The 20984-nt window shown below is 50.9% G+C and carries 20 protein-coding genes and 1 rRNA gene; 12 read left to right on the plus strand and 9 right to left on the minus strand.

Annotation, left to right across the window (positions count from 1 at the left end):
* Positions 1-111: 111 nt before the first annotated feature.
* Both rrf and kgtP read left to right on the plus strand, forming a co-directional pair.
* Positions 112-227 (plus strand): 5S ribosomal RNA (gene rrf, locus AACU19_RS00005).
* 333 nt (positions 228-560) lie between these two features.
* Positions 561-1859: an alpha-ketoglutarate permease gene (kgtP, locus tag AACU19_RS00010; RefSeq protein WP_000841107.1), complete on the plus strand. Its 1299-nt coding sequence runs from the start codon at positions 561-563 to the stop codon at positions 1857-1859.
* Here the strand turns inward: kgtP and AACU19_RS00015 are convergent.
* The 5 genes from AACU19_RS00015 to trxC all read right to left on the minus strand — a co-directional run bounded on the left by AACU19_RS00015 (position 1856) and on the right by trxC (position 7571).
* Positions 1856-2179: a YfiM family lipoprotein gene (locus tag AACU19_RS00015; RefSeq protein ID WP_072004035.1), complete on the minus strand. Its 324-nt coding sequence runs from the start codon at positions 2177-2179 to the stop codon at positions 1856-1858. The genes kgtP and AACU19_RS00015 overlap by 4 nt on opposite strands.
* Positions 2180-2223: 44 nt before the next feature.
* Complete coding sequence (gene pssA, locus AACU19_RS00020) at positions 2224-3579, minus strand: CDP-diacylglycerol--serine O-phosphatidyltransferase (RefSeq protein WP_000949265.1); 1356 nt, start codon at positions 3577-3579, stop codon at positions 2224-2226.
* 113 nt (positions 3580-3692) lie between these two features.
* Positions 3693-6353: a peptidyl-lysine N-acetyltransferase PatZ gene (gene patZ, locus AACU19_RS00030; protein WP_105277900.1), complete on the minus strand. Its 2661-nt coding sequence runs from the start codon at positions 6351-6353 to the stop codon at positions 3693-3695.
* Positions 6354-6384: 31 nt separating this feature from the next.
* Positions 6385-7083 (minus strand): tRNA-uridine aminocarboxypropyltransferase, encoded by a 699-nt coding sequence (gene tapT, locus AACU19_RS00035; RefSeq protein ID WP_032184923.1) that lies wholly within the window; start codon positions 7081-7083, stop codon positions 6385-6387.
* Between the two features lie 68 nt (positions 7084-7151).
* On the minus strand, positions 7152-7571 hold the full coding sequence (gene trxC, locus AACU19_RS00040; protein ID WP_039021704.1) for a thioredoxin TrxC: 420 nt from the start codon (positions 7569-7571) through the stop codon (positions 7152-7154).
* Positions 7572-7777: 206 nt separating this feature from the next.
* Between trxC and AACU19_RS00045 the strand changes: the two genes are divergently transcribed.
* Positions 7778-8815, plus strand: a complete 1038-nt coding sequence (locus tag AACU19_RS00045; protein ID WP_105277901.1) for a tRNA/rRNA methyltransferase — start codon at positions 7778-7780, stop codon at positions 8813-8815.
* A gap of 47 nt (positions 8816-8862) precedes the next feature.
* On the opposite strand, the gene ung is transcribed toward AACU19_RS00045, so the two are convergent.
* The gene (gene ung, locus AACU19_RS00050) at positions 8863-9552 is read right to left on the minus strand and encodes a uracil-DNA glycosylase (protein WP_105277902.1); all 690 of its coding nucleotides are present in this window, start codon (positions 9550-9552) and stop codon (positions 8863-8865) included.
* Between the two features lie 304 nt (positions 9553-9856).
* Between ung and grcA the strand changes: the two genes are divergently transcribed.
* Positions 9857-10240: an autonomous glycyl radical cofactor GrcA gene (gene grcA, locus AACU19_RS00055; protein WP_000627804.1), complete on the plus strand. Its 384-nt coding sequence runs from the start codon at positions 9857-9859 to the stop codon at positions 10238-10240.
* Positions 10241-10295: 55 nt separating this feature from the next.
* On the opposite strand, the gene eamB is transcribed toward grcA, so the two are convergent.
* On the minus strand, positions 10296-10883 hold the full coding sequence (gene eamB / locus AACU19_RS00060) for a cysteine/O-acetylserine transporter (protein ID WP_000189198.1): 588 nt from the start codon (positions 10881-10883) through the stop codon (positions 10296-10298).
* Between the two features lie 102 nt (positions 10884-10985).
* Here eamB and AACU19_RS00065 point away from each other — a divergent pair, with 102 nt between their 5' ends.
* Positions 10986-11867: a LysR family transcriptional regulator gene (locus AACU19_RS00065; RefSeq protein WP_001353021.1), complete on the plus strand. Its 882-nt coding sequence runs from the start codon at positions 10986-10988 to the stop codon at positions 11865-11867.
* Between the two features lie 208 nt (positions 11868-12075).
* Here the strand turns inward: AACU19_RS00065 and srmB are convergent, their stop codons facing one another.
* Complete coding sequence (srmB, locus tag AACU19_RS00070; protein ID WP_000219193.1) at positions 12076-13410, minus strand: ATP-dependent RNA helicase SrmB; 1335 nt, start codon at positions 13408-13410, stop codon at positions 12076-12078.
* A 131-nt stretch (positions 13411-13541) separates the two neighbouring features.
* Here srmB and trmN point away from each other — a divergent pair, with 131 nt between their 5' ends.
* Positions 13542-14279: a tRNA(1)(Val) (adenine(37)-N(6))-methyltransferase TrmN gene (trmN, locus tag AACU19_RS00075; protein WP_105277903.1), complete on the plus strand. Its 738-nt coding sequence runs from the start codon at positions 13542-13544 to the stop codon at positions 14277-14279.
* Here the strand turns inward: trmN and nadB are convergent.
* On the minus strand, positions 14264-15886 hold the full coding sequence (nadB, locus tag AACU19_RS00080) for an L-aspartate oxidase (protein WP_105277904.1): 1623 nt from the start codon (positions 15884-15886) through the stop codon (positions 14264-14266). The two genes, trmN and nadB, sit on opposite strands and share 16 nt — an antisense overlap.
* A 255-nt stretch (positions 15887-16141) precedes the next feature.
* Here nadB and rseD point away from each other — a divergent pair, with 255 nt between their 5' ends.
* The 6 genes from rseD (at position 16142) to lepA (ending at position 20981) form a co-directional block, all read left to right on the plus strand.
* Positions 16142-16297, plus strand: coding sequence for a rpoE leader peptide RseD (gene rseD / locus AACU19_RS00085; protein ID WP_001303621.1), 156 nt, complete (start codon positions 16142-16144; stop codon positions 16295-16297).
* Positions 16294-16869 carry an RNA polymerase sigma factor RpoE gene (gene rpoE, locus AACU19_RS00090; protein WP_001295364.1) on the plus strand — a complete coding sequence of 192 codons (576 nt, stop codon included), beginning with the start codon at positions 16294-16296 and terminating at the stop codon, positions 16867-16869. The genes rseD and rpoE overlap by 4 nt, the downstream gene beginning before the upstream one ends.
* 32 nt (positions 16870-16901) lie before the next feature.
* The gene (gene rseA / locus AACU19_RS00095; RefSeq protein WP_001168459.1) at positions 16902-17552 is read left to right on the plus strand and encodes an anti-sigma-E factor RseA; all 651 of its coding nucleotides are present in this window, start codon (positions 16902-16904) and stop codon (positions 17550-17552) included.
* Entirely contained in the window at positions 17552-18508 is a 957-nt protein-coding gene (gene rseB / locus AACU19_RS00100; protein WP_105277905.1) for a sigma-E factor regulatory protein RseB, read from the plus strand. The genes rseA and rseB overlap by 1 nt, the downstream gene beginning before the upstream one ends.
* Entirely contained in the window at positions 18505-18984 is a 480-nt protein-coding gene (gene rseC / locus AACU19_RS00105; protein ID WP_000589075.1) for a SoxR-reducing system protein RseC, read from the plus strand. The genes rseB and rseC overlap by 4 nt, the downstream gene beginning before the upstream one ends.
* A 197-nt stretch (positions 18985-19181) precedes the next feature.
* On the plus strand, positions 19182-20981 hold the full coding sequence (lepA, locus tag AACU19_RS00110; protein WP_000790168.1) for a translation elongation factor 4: 1800 nt from the start codon (positions 19182-19184) through the stop codon (positions 20979-20981).
* Positions 20982-20984: the final 3 nt, after the last annotated feature.

Below are 20984 nucleotides of genomic sequence, written 5' to 3' on the forward strand. Positions count from 1 at the left end.
ACCGTGAGGCTTAACCTTACAACGCCGAAGGTGTTTTGGCGGATGAGAGAAGATTTTCAGCCTGATACAGATTAAATCAGAACGCAGAAGCGGTCTGATGAACAGAATTTGCCTGGCGGCCTTAGCGCGGTGGTCCCACCTGACCCCATGCCGAACTCAGAAGTGAAACGCCGTAGCGCCGATGGTAGTGTGGGGTCTCCCCATGCGAGAGTAGGGAACTGCCAGGCATCAAATTAAGCAGAAGGCCATCCGTCAGGATGGCCTTTTTGCGCTGGTGCGGAAAAAATGCCGGATGCGACGCTGGCTGCATCTTATCCGTCCTACGCTCCCACATAAGCCAGATTCAACAGCGAATACGGCTTCCCCAAATTGCCCACTTAAATACTTCCTCCTTACCAGAAATCTATCCTTAAGCTCCTTAATAACCATTTTCCTGCTAACTAAATTCATGGTTAAGGTTGCATAATGATGCGCAACAAATGTATAACATTTTCTTTACCAAAAAAAATAAACAACAGCGACCGACAAAAGCATCGGATTACGGCAGGAGACATAATGGCATGGCTGAAAGTACTGTAACGGCAGACAGCAAACTGACAAGTAGTGATACTCGTCGCCGCATTTGGGCAATTGTGGGGGCCTCTTCAGGTAATTTGGTCGAGTGGTTCGATTTCTATGTCTACTCGTTCTGTTCACTCTACTTCGCCCACATCTTCTTCCCTTCCGGGAACACGACGACTCAACTACTGCAAACAGCAGGTGTTTTTGCTGCGGGATTTCTGATGCGCCCAATAGGCGGTTGGCTATTTGGCCGCATAGCCGATAAACATGGTCGCAAAAAATCGATGCTATTATCGGTGTGTATGATGTGTTTCGGCTCACTGGTTATCGCCTGTTTGCCAGGCTACGAAACAATCGGTACCTGGGCTCCGGCATTATTGCTTCTTGCTCGTTTATTCCAGGGATTATCCGTTGGCGGAGAATATGGCACCAGCGCCACCTATATGAGTGAAGTTGCCGTTGAAGGGCGCAAAGGTTTTTACGCATCATTTCAGTATGTGACGTTGATCGGCGGGCAACTGCTAGCTCTACTGGTTGTCGTGGTTTTACAACACACCATGGAAGACGCTGCACTCAGAGAGTGGGGATGGCGTATTCCTTTCGCGTTAGGAGCTGTGTTAGCTGTTGTGGCGTTGTGGTTACGTCGTCAGTTAGATGAAACTTCACAACAAGAAACACGCGCTTTAAAAGAAGCTGGATCTCTGAAAGGATTATGGCGCAATCGCCGTGCATTCATCATGGTTCTCGGTTTTACCGCTGCGGGCTCCCTTTGTTTCTATACCTTCACCACTTATATGCAGAAGTATCTGGTAAATACTGCGGGAATGCATGCCAACGTGGCGAGTGGCATTATGACTGCCGCATTGTTTGTATTCATGCTTATTCAACCACTTATTGGCGCGCTGTCGGATAAGATTGGTCGTCGTACCTCAATGCTATGTTTCGGTTCTCTGGCAACCATTTTTACCGTTCCTATTCTCTCAGCATTGCAGAACGTTTCTTCGCCTTACGCCGCTTTTGGTCTGGTGATGTGCGCCCTGCTGATAGTGAGTTTTTATACTTCAATCAGTGGAATACTGAAGGCTGAGATGTTCCCGGCACAGGTTCGCGCATTAGGCGTTGGTCTGTCATATGCGGTCGCCAATGCTATATTTGGTGGTTCGGCGGAGTACGTAGCGTTGTCACTGAAATCAATAGGAATGGAAACAGCCTTCTTCTGGTATGTGACCTTGATGGCCGTGGTGGCGTTTCTGGTTTCACTAACATTGCACCGTAAAGGAAAAGGGATGCGTCTTTAGTGATGCGCCAGTTGCCAGACGGTATAGCCAGTAGTTGCACCGGCGACATCCCAGGTAAAATCTTTCCAGCTCCAGCCGCTCCCCTCGGGGCGGCTATCCCAAAGTTCTTTTGACGCGCCCAGCCCAACAGAGAACATCAGCCCGAAAGTGGCACTGCGATCGCGACTCATCCCCTGATGCTGTGAATATTCATTTCCGGCAGCGGAAAGCATCGCCGAGGCGATAAAGTGTTGAGCTTTATCCTGCCCGCTCCAGCTATCGTTAGCCATATGGCTGCATCCAGAAAGTAACAATAGCGAACAGACAAAAAGAATACGCAAAACGTGGCCTCCAAAAACAAACCCCGTACAGGACGGGGTTGTGATTACAGGATGCGGCTAATTAATCGGTCGATGCGGATACGGCGCAAACGGCGAATGAGTTTACGAACCTTCACCGGATAATCGGCAATACTTTGCAGATCGCGATAGTGCTTAACGATGGTGGTATGCTCGCGGATCAGCTCCAGTTCTTTCTCTCGCTGTGGCGCAAGCTCCAGTTGCGGATCGTGAATCAAAATAGCGTTTTCCAGATCCAGACGCCAGGCGCGCGGGTTCAGGTTATTGCCGGTGATCAGCATCCACTTATCATCAACCCACATCCCTTTCAGGTGATAGGTGTTGTCGTCGTCTTTCCATAACCGAACCACTAACTGGTCAGTATTGACGTAATACTGCAAACGGCTCAGGAAACGACGCAGATTGATCTCATAGAGATAAGGCAATGCGCCAATTATCTTGAAAGGTTCATCTTCCGGAATGTAGAAGTCATTCGCGGTTTTATCACCAACAATAATTTCGACCTTTTTCCCTTCGCGCAGTAACTGGATGATATTACGCACAAGGATTGCTGGCAGGTTGAAATATGGTGTACAAATGGTTAGTTTCTGCTCGGCACAAGGCATAAGGTGGAAAATGGTCTTGTTCAACAGACTCGATTTCCCCAGGCCCACCAATGGCGTAACAGAAAGCTGATCGTTATCAGCATCACCCTGGAAATGATAAGCGGCATCACGCAGCTCCTGGCGGAACAGGCGAATGTCGTTCTTGATTTCCGGGCTTTTTGGACGATTAACATCATCCAGACGATTAACTCCGCGACCATTCATTATATTCTGTGTAACCCATTCGAACATAATGTCTGACATCTTGCGGTTACGAATCAGATGATAACGGTCGTAGCGGTATTTATCGTGCTGATGCAGGTAAACATCGTTCAGGCTGGCACCGCTATAAAGTACGCTATCGTCGATGATAAAGCCTTTAAAGTGCAGAACACCAAGGGCCTCACGGGTATTGATTGGAACGCCATAAACTGGAACATCTACGCCCGGATTTTCCTGCGCCATGCGGCAGTACCAGTCAGCGTTAGTGTTAGATGCCGCAGCGCCAATGCGTCCACGTTGTGCACGATGCCAGTCGACCAGCACCCGTACATCCAGTTCCGGACGCTGCCTTTTAGCCTCATACAACGCGTTCAGAATGCCTTTGCCACCGTCATCCTGTTCGAGATACAGGGCGACAATGCAAATGCGCTGCTTCGCGCTGGCTATTTTTTCCAGCAGCGTCTCCCGGAAGTCGGCGGGAGCGTAAAAGAAATCGACATCATCAACTGATTGAGAAATCTTGGGTAGTTGGGCAAGGTGTTGTTGATGTTTATTACGCTTAAATTTTGACAACATCACAGTGCATTTCTTCTCTGTTCATTGAAGGGTCCTCTGTGCAATGCAGACGACATAAGCGGGCAATAATAACACCAGTCCCGATTAAGTGGTCAACATTTCCAGTACCTTACTCATGATTCCTCGCGCTGGGCAAGATTTAGCATAAGCCCAACGATCCCCTCTTCGAGCTGGATATCAACGTTAAACCCGAGCTTGCGGGCCAGCGTCACCATGCCACGATTGTTTGGCATCGTAATACCATTCAGACGTTGCAGTCCGTGATCTCGCGTATAGGTAATCAACTTTTCCATTAAGCGTCGACCTAAGCCTAACCCTTTGAGATCCGAGCGAACCAGCACGGCAAATTCGGCATCGATGTTATCAGGATCGGAGATCGCACGCGTGACGCCGAGGATCTCTTCCGTTTGATCAATACGTCGTACCGCTACAAATGCCATTTCCCGATCGTAGTCGATCTGCGTCATGTTGGCTAAATCTTCATGGGTAAATTCGTTGATCTCGCTAAAGTAGCGGTAATAAAGATCTTCTTTGGTGACTCGCGAAATGAACTGCTGAAGTTGTGGCTCATCTTCCGGCAAAATCGGGCGGAACAAGCAACGTTCGCCGTTTTTCAATTCTACCCATTCTTCCAGCTGATGAGGATAAGGGCGGACTGCCAGGCGACTCTCGTTATCGCCTTCAAACGGAGCGATATCCAGCGTGACATCAAGCGCGGTAAATTCATTGCCGGAAGCCAGCAAAGGATGAATATCCAGCCTCTGAATCTCCGGACAATCGACAATCAAGTTAGAAACCTGCACCAGTAACTGGCTTAATCCCGCCACATCCAGCGGGCGTAGCGCACTACGCGCACGAATCTTTTTACTTTTGATCCCCTGAATGACCAGATAACGTGCCAGGTTCATGTTCAGCGGCGGTAGTGCGACGACGGCTTGATCTTCAGGACGCCACTCCACACCGCCTTCGCCCAGCATGATCAACGGTCCGAAAACCGGATCGTGCTCAACCACTACTCGCAACTCCTGAGCGCCAGCACGGTTAGCCATACTTTGTACCAGCAGGCCGTGGATACGCGCCTGCGGCCAGGCCATTTTTACGCGATCGAAAATAGCATTTGCGGCTTGCTGGACTTCATTGGCTGTACGCAAGTAGAGCATGACGCCCTGAACTTCTGATTTATGTGGAATATCCGGCGAGCGTAATTTTAGTGCCACCGGATAACCAATCTGTTCGGCAATATGCACAGCCTCGGTGCTGTCAGTGGCAATCCAGGTGGGAAGTGTGTTCATGCCGTACGCTTGCAGGATAGGCTGAACTTCATGGGTATCGAGCGACGTTGCCCCTTCGACAATGGCCTGTTGCAACAGAAGATGCGCTTCTGCGGTATTAGAGGTCAGATTGCTGGGCAACGCCGGCGTTTCGCGTAGTTGCTTCTGATTACGCCGGTACTCCACCATATGCATAAAAGCGGTGATGGTTCCTTCCGGGGTGCGGTAGGTCGGCAGCCCGGCTTCGCTGAATAAACGTCGTGCCTCTTGCGAGGAGTGCTCGCCGCACCAGTTCGTCAGCAGAGAAACATACTTGCTGCGGGGATGATGCTTTACTGCTTCAATTAATGCATGCGCGCTTTCTGTTGCGGGAGCAGCGGCGCTGGGCGAATGAATAACCATCAGCGCATCAAAATCCTGACTGTGGAGCAGAATATCCAGCGTTTTAATATAATGCTCACTACTGGCGTCATCACGAAGATCGAGCGGGTTAGAGATTGCCACATGTTCTGGCAGTGCATCGCGCAATTTCTGGCAGGTTTCTTCACTGAGCGTAGCCAGCTTGCCATTGCGTGACCATAAGGCATCCAGCGCCAGTGCGGCAGGTGCTGCACCGTTGCTGATAATCATCAGCCGCTCTCCACGTAGCGGGCGCATATGGCTAAGGGTTTCGACTGCCGAAAACAGCTCGTGGGTATCCTGCACTCGCAACAAACCGGCGCGCTGAATAGCTGCATCCCAGGCAGGATCCATTCCTGCCGTGGTGTTCAGTAGTCGTTGCGCCGCCGGGCTACGTCCACTTTTAATCACCAGAATCGGTTTATTACGTGAGGCGCTACGTGCAGCCGAAACAAAACGTCGCGCATCACTTAATTGTTCGAGGTAGAGCAGGATTGCACTGGTTTTGCTGTCGCGCGCCAGATAATCGAGCAATTCATCAACGTCGATATCCAGACTGTCGCCGAGAGCAATAAAGTAGGAAAAGCCCATTTCCCGCTGTTGTGCCCAGTCGAGGATGGTATTGGAGACGGCGGCAGACTGCGAAATAAACGCCAGTTTGCCGCGTTTAATCGGTACAGGCGAAAAGCTGGCATTCAGGCCTTGCCAGGGGGCCAGTAATCCCAGACTGTTTGGCCCCAGCAGACGCATGTTATGGCGCAGGGCGCAGGCGCGGAGATCTTCGTGTTGCGATGCCGGGGCGGAAAGAATAATGCAGGTTTTACAGCCTTTCTCGCCGAGCTCTTCCAGAAGAGTAAGATTGCGGCTGGCATTGGTACATAAAACCGCAAGATCGGGTGTAAAGGGCAGGCTGGCAATATCCGGCCAGGCCAACACACCCAACACCGCTTTCCAGGCAGGCGTCACCGGGAGTACCGGCCCGTTAAATCCCCCCGCCAGCAGGTTACGCATCATCAGGTAACCTGCGCGATTGGGTTTCATCGATGCGCCAATTACCGCAATCGATTTTGGTCGCAGTAGTGCTTCCAGTCCTCGCTGACTCATATCGGTCTCCCGCAGAAGTGACCGAATGATTTTAAACGCTTTCTAACTGTTCTGCTGTGATGCTACCCAGATGTTGCGTTTTTCCTGCCAGATAGCGTGTTTTAAAGCGGGTGAAATACTCGCCTAGACCTGCCGCCGCTCCGGTATCGCCGGCCATATCTAACAGTGCGATGGCAACTTCGGCAGTGCAGTATTGGCCTTCAGCCTGGGCTTCACGCAGGCGATAGGCAGAAAGCCGGGAAAGATCGACGGAAATGACGGGAAGATTATCCAGATACGGACTTTTACGAAACATCTTGCGAGCTTCCGGCCAGGTACCATCGAGCATGATAAACAGCGGTGGCTTACCAGCAGGTGGTGTAAAAATCACTTCCCGTTGCTCATCAGCATACGAGGCGGGAAAGACCACCATTGGCTGATAATCCGGGTTTTGTACCAGAGCTAGCAAATCCTGCGAGGGTTCGGTACGGGACCATTGAAACGCGACGGTATTTGGCAAGATATCGGCAATCAGACGCCCGGTGTTACTGGGCTTCATTGGCTCGGTGTCGAACATCAGCAAACAAAAGCGACTTTTAGCTTCCGCTGGAGTAATTGTCGAACAGAGACATAATTTCTCTGGCAAAAGACAGCGTTGGCAGCGACGAACGCGATTACCGCGGGCAAGAAAAGGACGTGTTGCGCGCGCAATACGCTCGGCGCGTAACTGGAGAACAGCGTTTTCGGTCATAAGAGAGCGTCGAAAAAACGCCATTGTCGCAGAGGAGAAAACGGGGCACAAGATGCACCCCGACAAGATTAAAGCGATTCGTTCAGCCAGCTATCGAAAGGTGCTTTTGGTACTGCGCCATTAAGCATGTCGACAACCTGACCGTTTTTGAAAATCATGATTGTCGGAATGCTACGAATACCAAAGCGGCTGCTTAATTCACGTTCAGCTTCGGTATTCACTTTCACAAAGCGCACTTTACCGCTACGCTCTTGCGCAACATCTTCAAAAATTGGTGCGAAATTACGGCAGGGGCCGCACCACGGCGCCCAGAAGTCGATCACCACAGGCAGATCATCTTTCAGCAATTTATCGAGCGTTTCACTGGTCGCATTAATCACCTCTCCGTCAAACAAGTCGTGACCGCAGCGTCCGCATTTTGCCGCATCTTCGATCCGATCGTCGGGAATGCGATTGATGGCCTGACAATGGGTACAAACGGTATTCATAACTAACCTCGGGATGAGTAAGGAGACTTATCGGCAACGACGCCGGTATGTTTCTAATATGTTACATATTATCGGGGACATTGTTCCAGACAACAATCTGTTTTATTCAATAGGTATGATAGTCGCAGGCTTTGGTACGAAATCATGGCGAACCGCGCGCACTTCGGGTAATCTGCGCGCTTCGCGCAGCGCTGGTGGAGAAAAGCATGAACGATGAGATGAAAGGTAAAAGCGGCAAGGTCAAAGTGATGTATGTCCGCAGTGATGATGATTCTGATAAACGTACCCATAACCCGCGTACCGGGAAAGGGGGCGGGCGTCCAGGAAAATCTCGTGCCGACGGTGGCCGTCGCCCCGCCCGCGATGACAAACAAAGTCAACCCCGTGACCGCAAGTGGGAAGAGTCTCCGTGGCGCACGGTTTCCCGCGCGCCAGGTGATGAGACGCCGGAAAAGGCCGATCACGGTGGCATCAGTGGTAAAAGTTTTATTGATCCGGAAGTGTTGCGTCGTCAGCGTGCGGAAGAAACCCGCGTCTACGGCGAAAACGCCTGTCAGGCACTGTTCCAGAGCCGCCCCGAAGCGATTGTTCGCGCCTGGTTTATTCAGAGCGTAACGCCACGTTTTAAAGAAGCATTGCGCTGGATGGCGGCAAACCGCAAAGCGTATCATGTGGTGGATGAAGCGGAACTGACCAAAGCGTCAGGCACGGAACATCACGGCGGCGTTTGCTTCCTGATCAAAAAGCGTAACGGTACAACCGTGCAGCAGTGGGTAAGTCAGGCAGGTGCGCAGGATTGTGTACTGGCACTGGAAAACGAATCTAACCCGCATAACCTGGGTGGCATGATGCGCAGTTGCGCGCACTTCGGCGTGAAAGGCGTTGTGGTGCAGGATGCGGCGTTGCTGGAATCCGGTGCGGCTATCCGTACCGCAGAAGGCGGTGCAGAGCATGTTCAGCCGATTACTGGCGACAATATTGTTAACGTGCTGGATGACTTCCGCCGGGCGGGTTACACCGTAGTGACCACCTCCAGCGAGCAGGGTAAACCGCTGTTCAAAACCAGTCTGCCAGAGAAAATGGTGCTAGTGCTGGGTCAGGAATATGAAGGGTTACCGGATGCCGCACGCGATCCGAACGATTTGCGCGTGAAGATTGACGGAACTGGCAATGTTGCCGGGCTGAATATCTCTGTTGCAACCGGCGTTTTGCTTGGCGAATGGTGGCGTCAGAACAAAGCCTGATAAATCAGCCGGGTGGCAATTCTGCCATCCGGCGTTTTCCCTTAAATTTACTCACTCTCTGCCGGTAATACTGGCATCCAGTCAATCGGTTTCTCGCCACGTTGTTCCAGCCACTGATTTGCCAGCACAAAATGATTGCAGCCAAAGAATCCACGATGTGCAGAAAGCGGTGATGGATGCGGCGCTTTCAGTACGTGATGGCGTTGCTTATCAATAATCGCCCCTTTCTTTTGCGCATGTGATCCCCACAACAAAAACACCACGCCTTCGCGGTGCTGGTTAATCAGGCTGATGACTTTGTCGGTGAAGGTCTCCCAACCGAGGCTGGCGTGGGAATGCGCCTGACCTGCGCGAACCGTCAAGACGGTATTGAGCAGCAAAACGCCCTGACGCGCCCAGCTCTCAAGATAGCCATGGCCAGGGCGGGTAAAGCCAGGAATAGTATTTTCCAACTCTTTATACATATTCAGTAATGACGGAGGAATGGCGATTCCGGGACGAACAGAAAATGCCAGACCATGCGCTTGCCCGGGGCCATGATAGGGGTCCTGACCGAGGATCACGACTTTGACATCGCCCAACTCGGTAAAGCGAAAGGCGTTAAAGACATCTTTTTGTGGTGGATAGATAGTGACGCCGGACTGCCGCTCGCTGGCGACGGTCTGAAGGGTATTAAGAAAATAGGGTTGCTGCTTCTCTTCAGCCAGCACGTCATGCCAGGTTAATTCGTTAGCCATCTCGCTCTCCTGCGAATCTTCAATCCGCCTAGCTTAACTGCTTCTTTCTACAGAACAAAATCATGCTCATTTTATAGACAAAAAGACATGCAAAAAAATGTAAATTGGTAAAATTTCACACCTGCATAAGTTGATGTAAAACAATAAAATCCATTTGTGACCACATTCGATATGTGGTTTTTATTGATTTAAATCAAAGAATCAAGGGTGTTTGAGGAGTATATATACACTCAAGCAACAATGGTTTTACCAATTGGCCGCGACAGGCTGAACAAATCAAATAATTTTGCCGGGGAGGCATCACATGATTACAGGTATCCAGATTACTAAAGCCGCTAATGACGATCTGCTGAACTCTTTCTGGCTGCTGGACAGCGAAAAAGGCGAAGCGCGTTGCATCGTTGCGAAAGCAGGTTTTGCAGAAGACGAAGTGGTTGCAGTAAGCAAACTGGGTGACATTGAATACCGTGAAGTTCCAGTAGAAGTTAAACCAGAAGTTCGCGTTGAAGGTGGTCAGCACCTGAACGTAAACGTTCTGCGTCGTGAAACTCTGGAAGATGCAGTTAAGCATCCGGAAAAATATCCGCAGCTGACCATCCGTGTATCCGGTTATGCAGTTCGCTTTAACTCTCTGACTCCGGAACAGCAGCGCGATGTTATCGCTCGTACCTTTACTGAAAGCCTGTAAGGTTTAAGTAGCAAGTTACTAAGCGGAAGAGGGCGACCTCTTCCGCTTTTTTTCATTAACAGAAAATGCGCACCGCGCAATAGACCAGCAACAACGCCAGCACGATATTTAACTGGCGACCATACTGGCGAAACAATCGCTGAAACAGATGCCCCGCCAGCGCCCAGCACACATTGCCAAAGGTCCCAATCATTGCCAGCAAAACGCTGACGCCAATCACCCAGCTTAACGCCTGCGTTTGTGGCAGGACAAATGTCGACAGTGCTGTAATGCCGTACAAAATAATTTTGACGTTCACAAACTGCAAAGCAAAGCTGGCCCAGAAGCTGATCGGTTTGGCCTGAAGTCCGTCTTCCTTGGTTGGACTGGTAGCGATTTTCCACGCCAGCCAGACAATATATGCCGCTCCTGCCCAACTCAAAAGGTGCACCGCTGCCGGGTCAATAACAGCCAGTGAAAATGAAATTCCTGCACACAGTAACATCACAATCAAAAATCCCAGACTCATCCCTGCCAGTACGCGGGTACTCTGGCGAAAGCCGTGCGTTGTGGCTGAGCTAAGGGCGAGAATGTTGTTCGGTCCGGGCGTCAGAGCGGTAATCAGGGTGTAAGTCCAAAAAGCACTTAAAAGGGTCGGTGTCACTTGTTATCTCCTCTGTTTTGATAGACAGTACCCGACACGGAACATTTAAAAAAATGAATGTTTTTACATTCTAAATTCGATATTTTCGATAGGTTTGGGGTTATGGATCTGCGCCGTTTTATTACGCTTAAAACCGTGGTGGAAGAGGGTTCCTTTTTGCGAGCTTCGCAAAAGTTATGCTGTACACAATCGACGGTGACTTTTCATATTCAGCAGCTTGAACAGGAGTTCTCAGTACAATTGTTTGAGAAAATTGGCCGACGGATGTGCCTCACTCGCGAAGGCAAAAAGTTGCTGCCGCACATCTATGAACTCACCAGAGTGATGGATACGCTTCGTGAGGCTGCCAAAAAAGAGTCGGAACCGGACGGGGAACTACGCGTTGTTTCGGGCGAAACGTTGCTCTCTTACCGAATGCCGCAGGTGTTGCAGCGTTTTCGGCAACGTGCACCAAAAGTGCGTTTATCGCTGCAGTCGCTGAACTGTTACGTGATCCGTGATGCTCTACTGAATGATGAGGCCGATGTCGGTGTTTTTTATCGCGTAGGAAATGATGATGCTCTGAATCGACGAGAATTGGGTGAACAATCGCTGGTGCTGGTGGCTTCACCGCAAATTGCAGATATCGATTTTACCCAGCCGGGAAGACATAACGCCTGTAGTTTTATTATCAACGAACCGCAATGTGTCTTCCGGCAGATATTTGAGAGCACGCTGCGCCAGCGGCGGATCACGGTGGAAAATACCATTGAGCTTATAAGTATCGAAAGCATAAAGCGTTGTGTCGCGGCGAATATCGGAGTTAGCTATCTGCCGCGTTTTGCGGTGGCAAAAGAGTTGGAGTGCGGAGAATTAATCGAATTGCCTTTTGGCGAACAGTCGCAGACCATTACGGCAATGTGCGCACACCATGCCGGGAAAGCGGTTAGCCCGGCGATGCACACTTTTATTCAGTGTGTTGAAGAGTGTTTTTTGCCGGGATAAAAATAATGCCGGGCTTAAACCCGGCACCCAACTTGTCGACGAAGTGCGTTTTGTTCATGCCGGATGCGGCGTGAACGCCTTATCCGGCCTACAAGATCGTGCAAATTCAATATATTGCATGAGCCATGTAGGCCTGATAAGCGTAGCGCATCAGGCAGTTTTGCGTTTGCCAGCACTTTTAATTCCGGGCTTAAACCCGGAATTAAGATCACTCTTCTGTCGTTTGCGGTGGCACGCCCGTTCCGCTTGGTTTACGGCGCTTACCAATATTTTTGGTGTCGCGATGGCGTTTTTTCACCCGCGGCTTCTCTTTCTCTTTAGCTTTTTTCTTCTCGGCACGTTTAGCCAGTACTTTCTTCGATGGCTTGCCGGTCTGCTTTTCGCTTGGCGCACGCGTTTTCGGGCGTAACTCATCAATAACGCGAGCTTTAATTGGCTCTTCAATATAGCGGCCTACTTTGCCCAGCAGCAGATGGTCATGAGCTTCAACCAGTGAAATCGCGGTTCCCTTACGACCAGCGCGAGCAGTACGTCCGATACGGTGTAAATAAGTATCGCCACTGCGTGGCATATCGAAGTTAAAGACATGGCTGACATCCGGAATGTCGATACCGCGCGCGGCAACATCGGTGGCAACCAGTACGTTTACGCGACCTTCGGTCAGACGCTTGATCGCTTCGTTACGCTTGCCTTGTACCATCTCACCTTCGAGATAGCAGTTGTTGATGCCCGCTTCGCGCAGCCAGTTTGCCAGTTCATGCACACGCTCACGCTTACGCACAAATACAATTGAGCGGGTCGCTTCCGGTTGTTTTAACAGATGCACCAGTAATGCGGTTTTATGCTCAAGATCATCAGCACGGTAATACCACTGATGAATCTTTTTGCGCTCACGGGTGGAGGGATTCGCAGAAACTTCCACCGGATCTTCAAGCAGACGCTCGGCAAAATCCTGAATGGCATCGCCTTCAAGCGTTGCCGAGAAGAGCAGGGTCTGTTTACGCCAGCGCGTTTCGCCTGCAATATGTTCGATATCCTGAGCAAACCCCATATCCAGCATACGGTCTGCTTCGTCGAGGATCAGCGTTTCAACCGCGCGGCAATCGAAGTTCTCTTCTTTTATGTATTGCAGCAGACGTCCGGTCGTGGCAACCACGATATCCTGGTTTTCGCTGAATACTTCCGCGTGGTTCATATAGGCTACGCCGCCGGTGATGGTGGCGATATCCAGATGCGTATGTTTCGCCAGTTCGCGGGCATGATCGGCCACCTGCATCGCCAGTTCGCGAGTCGGGGTGAGGATCAAAATACGCGGCGGACCGGATTTCTTACGGGGGAAATCGAGCAGGTGCTGCAACGCTGGCAGCAGATACGCCGCCGTTTTACCGGTGCCTGTCGGCGCAGAACCGAGTACATCACGGCCATCGAGCGCAGGCGGAATGGCGGCAGCCTGAATGGCGGTCGGGCGAGTGAAACCTTTATCCTGGAGGGCTTCCAGCAGGCTTTCGTCGAGTTCAAGTTCGGAAAAAGTCGTTACAGTCATGTTCTACCTCTGTGTGGGGCGCTGATTATAGACGTTACGGCTGCAATCTTCATCTGTTTGTATGGATATCGCTTCTCGGGTATTGTTCTCACCCGGTGCTATCGCCGTTTTTCCTGCAAGGTTTTATTTTCATGTCACAGTCTACATCCGTGCTTCGTCGTAATGGATTTACTTTTAAACAGTTTTTTGTTGCTCACGATCGCTGTGCGATGAAAGTGGGAACGGATGGCATTTTGCTGGGCGCATGGGCACCGGTGGCTGGGGTAAAACGTTGCCTTGATATCGGCGCGGGTAGCGGGTTGCTGGCATTAATGCTGGCGCAGCGAACCGATGACAGCGTGATGATTGATGCCGTTGAACTGGAAAGTGAAGCTGCGACTCAGGCGCAGGAAAATATCAACCAGTCCCCGTGGGCAGAGCGGATTAATATCTATCCGGCGGATATTCAGCAGTGGATCACACAGCAGACAGCACGCTTTGATTTAATCATCAGTAACCCGCCTTATTATCAGCAGGGCGTTGAGTGCGCTACGCCGCAGAGGGAACAGGCACGCTATACCACTACGCTTGATCATCAATCGTTGCTAACCTGTGCGGCGGAGTGCATTACCGAAGAGGGATTTTTCTGCGTGGTGTTGCCAGAGCAGATTGGTAATGGTTTTACTGAACTGGCATTAAGTATGGGCTGGCATTTACGTTTGCGGACGGATGTGGCGGAAAACGAAGCGCGACTGCCGCATCGGGTGCTGCTGGCATTCTCCCCGCAGGCAGGAGAATGCTTTAGCGATCGCTTAGTCATTCGTGGGCCAGACCAGAACTATTCCGAAGCGTATACGGCGCTGACCCAGGCTTTTTATCTGTTTATGTAATGATTGCTGGGGGAAAGGATCGATGGACCGGAATGCGTGAGTAGCTGTGGGTAATCCAGCGTAAAATGCAGGCCACGGCTCTCTTTGCGCATCATCGCACAGCGAACAATCAACTCGGCAACCTGTACCAGATTACGCAGCTCCAGCAAATTATTTGAGACGCGGAAATGGGCGTAATATTCGTCTATTTCTTGTTGGAGCATGGTTATCCGCCGCAGGGCGCGTTCCAGGCGCTTCGTTGTGCGCACAATGCCAACGTAATCCCACATAAACAGACGTAACTCGTGCCAGTTATGTTGAATCACCACCAGCTCGTCTGGGTTCTCAACGCGGCTTTCATCCCATGGCGGTAACGTACTGACGCCGTGGGCATAAGGCATACGCCTGGTAATATCCTCCGCCGCCGACCAGCCGTAAACCAGACACTCCAGTAATGAATTTGAGGCCATGCGGTTAGCGCCGTGTAAGCCGGTATAACTCACTTCGCCAATGGCGTACAAACCTTCGACGTCCGTACGCCCATGATCATCAACCATTACACCACCGCAGGTATAATGTGCAGCAGGCACAATCGGCACCGGTTCTTTCGTGAGATCTATCCCCAGCCCGAGCAACTTTTCATAGATCATCGGGAAATGCTGGCGAATAAAATCGGCAGGCTTATGGCTGATATCGAGGAACATACAATCTGCGCCGAGGCGTTTCATTTCGTGATCAATAGCACGGGCGACAATATCGCGCGGAGCCAGTTCGCCGCGCTCGTCAAAATCAGGCATGAAACGCGTGCCATCCGGTCGCTTGAGATAAGCGCCTTCGCCGCGCAGTGCTTCCGTTAACAGAAAATTGCGTGCCTGCGGATGATACAGCGCGGTAGGATGGAACTGATTAAATTCGAGATTGGCGACCCGGCAGCCCGCGCGCCACGCCATAGCAATACCATCGCCAGAAGATATATCCGGATTGGTAGTGTACTGGTAAACTTTTGACGCACCGCCGGTTGCCAGCACCACTGCTTTTGCGTGGCAGGTTTCCACCGTTTCTTTATTTCGGTTCCATACCCACGCGCCAACAACTCGTCGCGTGCCCGGCAGGCCAATTTTGTCAGAGACAATCAGATCAACCGCGTTGCTGCGCTCCAGCACGCGAATATTCGGATGGTTCTGCGCCTTGCTCACTAGTGTGGTTTCTACTTCTTTACCGGTGGCGTCCGCAGCATGAAGAATTCGTCGGTGACTATGTCCACCTTCACGGGTCAAATGGTAACTTTCTTCGCCATTCGATTGAACGTGGGTATCAAACAACACCCCCTGGTCAATTAACCATTGCACACAGGAACGCGCATTGCTGGCGACAAATTCAACTGCATGGCGATCACAAATACCAGCACCGGCTATCATTGTGTCTTCCACATGCGAATCAATGCTGTCAGTTTCATCAAACACGGCGGCAATTCCGCCCTGGGCATAAAATGTTGAACCTTCCGTGACTGGGCCTTTACTTAGAACGATGACATGATGCCGATCAGCCAGACGTAGCGCCAGTGAAAGCCCGGCAGCGCCGCTACCGATAATCAACACGTCACATGAATGTTCAGGGAGAGTATTCATTTTTTTTGTTTAATTTACTAAACACAGTTTGGTCAGCATAGCATCATGTTGTGCGATTAAACACCTGCTATTTTAATTTTTGTTACAGGGGCTAAACAGACCGAATCACGGCGACGAGAAAACGAGAAGTTACTGGCTGGCGAAGGATTAGGTGGTGAAATAAAAAGGCCGTTGGGTTACTCTTCAGGCAGTTAAATGGGCATTTCTACACAGATAATGCGATGTTCAGATTCTGTAGACTTATAATGATAGATAATGATCCGTCTACAGCATGACAAACAAAAACAGATGCGTTACGGAACTTTACAAAAACGAGACACTCTAACCCTTTGCTTGCTCAAATTGCAGCTAATGGAGTGGCGTTTCGATAGCGCGTGGAAATTTGGTTTGGGGAGACTTTACCTCGGATGAGCGAGCAGTTAACGGACCAGGTCCTGGTTGAACGGGTCCAGAAGGGAGATCAGAAAGCCTTTAACTTACTGGTAGTGCGCTATCAGCATAAAGTGGCGAGTCTGGTTTCCCGCTATGTGCCGTCGGGTGATGTTCCCGATGTGGTACAAGAAGCTTTTATTAAAGCCTATCGTGCGCTGGATTCGTTCCGGGGAGATAGCGCTTTTTATACATGGCTGTATCGGATTGCTGTAAATACAGCGAAAAATTACCTGGTTGCTCAGGGACGCCGTCCACCTTCCAGTGATGTGGATGCCATTGAAGCTGAAAACTTCGAAAGTGGCGGCGCGTTGAAAGAAATTTCGAACCCTGAGAACTTAATGTTGTCAGAAGAACTGAGACAGATAGTTTTCCGAACTATTGAGTCCCTCCCGGAAGATTTACGCATGGCAATAACCTTGCGGGAGCTGGATGGCCTGAGCTATGAAGAGATAGCCGCTATCATGGATTGTCCGGTAGGTACGGTGCGTTCACGTATCTTCCGAGCGAGGGAAGCTATTGATAACAAAGTTCAACCGCTTATCAGGCGTTGACGATAGCGGGATACTGGATAAGGGTATTAGGCATGCAGAAAGAACAACTTTCCGCTTTAATGGATGGCGAAACGCTGGATAGTGAGCTGCTTAACGAACTGGCTCATAACCCAGAAATGCAAAAAACCTGGGAAAGCTATCACTTAATCCGTGACTCAATGCGGGGTGATACTCCCGAGGTGCTCCATTTCGATATCTCTTCACGCGTAATGGCCGCCATTGAAGAAGAGCCAGTACGTCAACCGGCGACACTGATCCCAGAGGCCCAGCCTGCGCCGCATCAATGGCAGAAAATGCCATTTTGGCAGAAAGTACGTCCATGGGCTGCACAGCTTACCCAAATGGGCGTAGCAGCATGCGTATCGCTTGCAGTTATCGTTGGCGTCCAGCACTATAATGGGCAATCTGAAACGTCCCAGCAGCCCGAAACGCCAGTATTTAATACACTGCCGATGATGGGTAAAGCCAGCCCGGTTAGCCTGGGAGTACCTTCTGAAGCGACTGCAAACAATGGTCAACAGCAGCAGGTACAGGAGCAGCGTCGTCGCATTAATGCAATGTTGCAGGATTACGAACTGCAACGTCGACTCCACTCTGAACAGCTTCAGTTTGAGCAGGCCCAAACACAGCAAGCCGCTGTACAGGTGCCAGGAATTCAAACTTTAGGAACGCAATCGCAGTAATGAAGCAACTTTGGTTTGCCATGTCATTAGTGACAGGTAGCCTGTTATTCTCTGCTAACGCCTCGGCCACTCCCGCGTCCGGGGCGTTATTACAGCAGATGAACCTGGCCAGTCAGTCACTGAATTACGAGCTGTCATTCATCAGCATCAATAAACAGGGTGTTGAGTCTCTGCGTTATCGACATGCACGCCTCGATAACCGTCCTCTTGCACAATTGTTGCAAATGGATGGCCCGCGCCGGGAAGTGGTACAGCGCGGCAATGAAATCAGCTACTTTGAACCGGGCCTTGAACCGTTCACGCTTAATGGCGATTACATTGTTGATTCTCTGCCATCGCTCATCTATACCGATTTCAAACGCCTTTCTCCTTACTACGATTTTATCTCCGTGGGACGCACGCGTATTGCTGATCGTCTTTGCGAAGTCATTCGCGTGGTGGCCCGTGATGGCACACGCTATAGCTACATCGTGTGGATGGACACCGAATCGAAATTACCGATGCGGGTTGATCTCCTTGATCGCGATGGTGAAACGCTGGAACAATTTCGCGTGATTGCTTTTAACGTTAATCAGGATATCAGCAGCAGTATGCAGACGCTGGCGAAAGCAAATCTGCCGCCGCTGCTTTCTGTTCCTGTAGGTGAAAAAGCTAAATTCAGCTGGACGCCAACCTGGTTGCCACAGGGGGTTAGTGAGGTTTCCAGCAGCCGACGTCCGTTACCGACGATGGACAACATGCCTATCGAATCACGTCTCTATTCCGACGGATTATTCAGCTTCTCGGTAAACGTTAACCGCGCTACGCCATCGAGCACCGATCAGATGTTGCGCACCGGACGCAGAACCGTCAGTACAAGCGTACGTGATAACGCCGAAATCACCATTGTCGGCGAACTGCCGCCGCAAACGGCGAAACGCATTGCCGAGAATATTAAGTTCGGGGCAGCGCAATGATCAAAGAGTGGGCTACGGTCGTCTCCTGGCAAAACGGGCAGGCGCTGGTCAGTTGTGATGTTAAAGCCTCATGCAGCAGCTGTGCTTCTCGTGTCGGTTGCGGTAGCCGCGTGCTGAATAAACTTGGCCCACAAACCACGCATACCATTGTCGTACCCTGTGATGAACCGTTAGTGCCGGGGCAAAAAGTGGAATTAGGAATCGCCGAGGGCAGCCTGCTTAGCTCCGCATTACTGGTTTATATGTCGCCGTTGGTGGGATTATTCCTCATCGCTTCGTTATTTCAGCTACTCTTTGCTTCAGATATTGCAGCATTATGCGGTGCGATTCTCGGCGGCGTTGGTGGATTCCTGATTGCACGCGGCTATTCGCGAAAGTTTGCTGCCCGGGCAGAATGGCAACCGATCATCTTAAGCGTGGCATTGCCGCCTGGCCTTGTGCGATTTGAAACATCTTCGGAAGACGCGAGCCAGTGATTTCACTGGCTTTGTTGCATTTTGCATAACAAATGCGAGGACGTTTCCAGATACCACAATCCATACGGTATGAACATTTCCTCGCCTCAATGTTGTAGTGTAGAATGCGGCGTTTCTATTAATACAGACGTTAAGCTCAGAACAGCGACTTCTAAAAGCCTGGTTAACCGGGCATTAAGGCACAATAATCATACTTTATGAAGAATATACGTAACTTTTCGATCATAGCTCACATTGACCACGGTAAATCGACGCTGTCTGACCGTATTATCCAGATCTGCGGTGGCCTGTCTGACCGTGAAATGGAGGCGCAGGTTCTCGATTCCATGGATCTTGAGCGTGAGCGTGGCATTACCATCAAAGCGCAAAGCGTGACGCTGGATTACAAAGCGTCTGACGGCGAAACCTATCAGCTTAACTTTATCGACACCCCGGGCCACGTAGACTTCTCCTATGAAGTTTCCCGTTCGCTGGCTGCCTGTGAAGGTGCATTGCTGGTGGTCGACGCCGGGCAGGGCGTAGAAGCACAAACCCTGGCAAACTGCTACACCGCGATGGAAATGGATCTCGAAGTAGTGCCGGTACTGAACAAGATTGACCTGCCGGCAGCTGATCCTGAACGCGTAGCAGAAGAGATTGAAGATATCGTTGGTATCGACGCCACCGACGCAGTGCGCTGCTCAGCGAAAACCGGCGTTGGTGTGCAGGACGTTCTCGAACGTCTGGTGCGCGATATTCCGCCGCCGGAAGGCGATCCGGAAGGCCCGTTACAGGCGCTAATTATCGACTCCTGGTTCGACAACTACCTGGGCGTTGTTTCACTTATCCGTATTAAAAACGGCACCCTGCGTAAGGGCGACAAAGTGAAAGTCATGAGTACCGGGCAGACCTATAACGCCGACCGTCTGGGTATTTTCACGCCGAAGCAGGTTGACCGCACTGAACTGAAATGCGGTGAAGTTGGCTGGTTGGTATGTGCGATCAAAGACATCCACGGTGCACCGGTAGGCGATACCTTAACACTGGCGCGTAATCCGGCAGAAAAGGCGCTGCCTGGCTTTAAGAAAGTCAAACCGCAGGTTTACGCAGGCTTGTTCCCGGTAAGCTCTGACGACTATGAAGCCTTCCGTGACGCGCTGGGCAAACTCAGCCTGAATGATGCCTCACTGTTCTATGAGCCGGAAAGCTCCAGCGCGTTGGGCTTTGGTTTCCGCTGCGGCTTCCTCGGCTTGCTGCACATGGAGATCATTCAGGAACGTCTGGAACGTGAATACGATCTGGATCTGATCACCACGGCGCCGACCGTAGTGTATGAAGTTGAAACTACGTCAAGAGAAGTTATTTACGTCGACAGCCCATCGAAGCTGCCAGCGGTAAATAACATCTACGAACTGCGCGAGCCGATTGCAGAGTGTCACATGCTATTGCCGCAGGCATATCTCGGTAACGTTATTACGCTGTGCGTAGAAAAACGTGGCGTACAAACCAACATGGTTTACCACGGTAACCAGGTAGCGTTGACCTACGAGATCCCGATGGCTGAAGTGGTGCTCGACTTCTTCGATCGCCTGAAATCTACCTCGCGTGGTTATGCGTCTCTGGATTACAACTTCAAACGCTTCCAGGCGTCCGACATGGTACGTGTAGACGTATTAATCAACGGTGAACGTGTTGATGCGCTGGCGCTGATCACCCACCGTGATAATTCGCAAAACCGTGGTCGCGAGCTGGTGGAAAAGATGAAAGATCTGATCCCACGCCAGCAGTTTGATATCGCCATTCAGGCTGCGATTGGTACGCACATCATTGCGCGCTCCACCGTGAAACAGCTGCGTAAAAACGTACTGGCTAAATGTTATGGCGGCGATATCAGCCGTAAGAAAAAGCTGCTGCAGAAGCAGAAAGAAGGTAAGAAACGCATGAAGCAGATCGGTAACGTCGAGCTGCCGCAGGAAGCGTTCCTCGCCATTCTGCACGTCGGCAAAGACAACAAATAACCC

This window comes from Escherichia sp. MOD1-EC4550 (assembly GCF_963876935.1).
GTDB lineage: Bacteria > Pseudomonadota > Gammaproteobacteria > Enterobacterales > Enterobacteriaceae > Escherichia > Escherichia coli_F.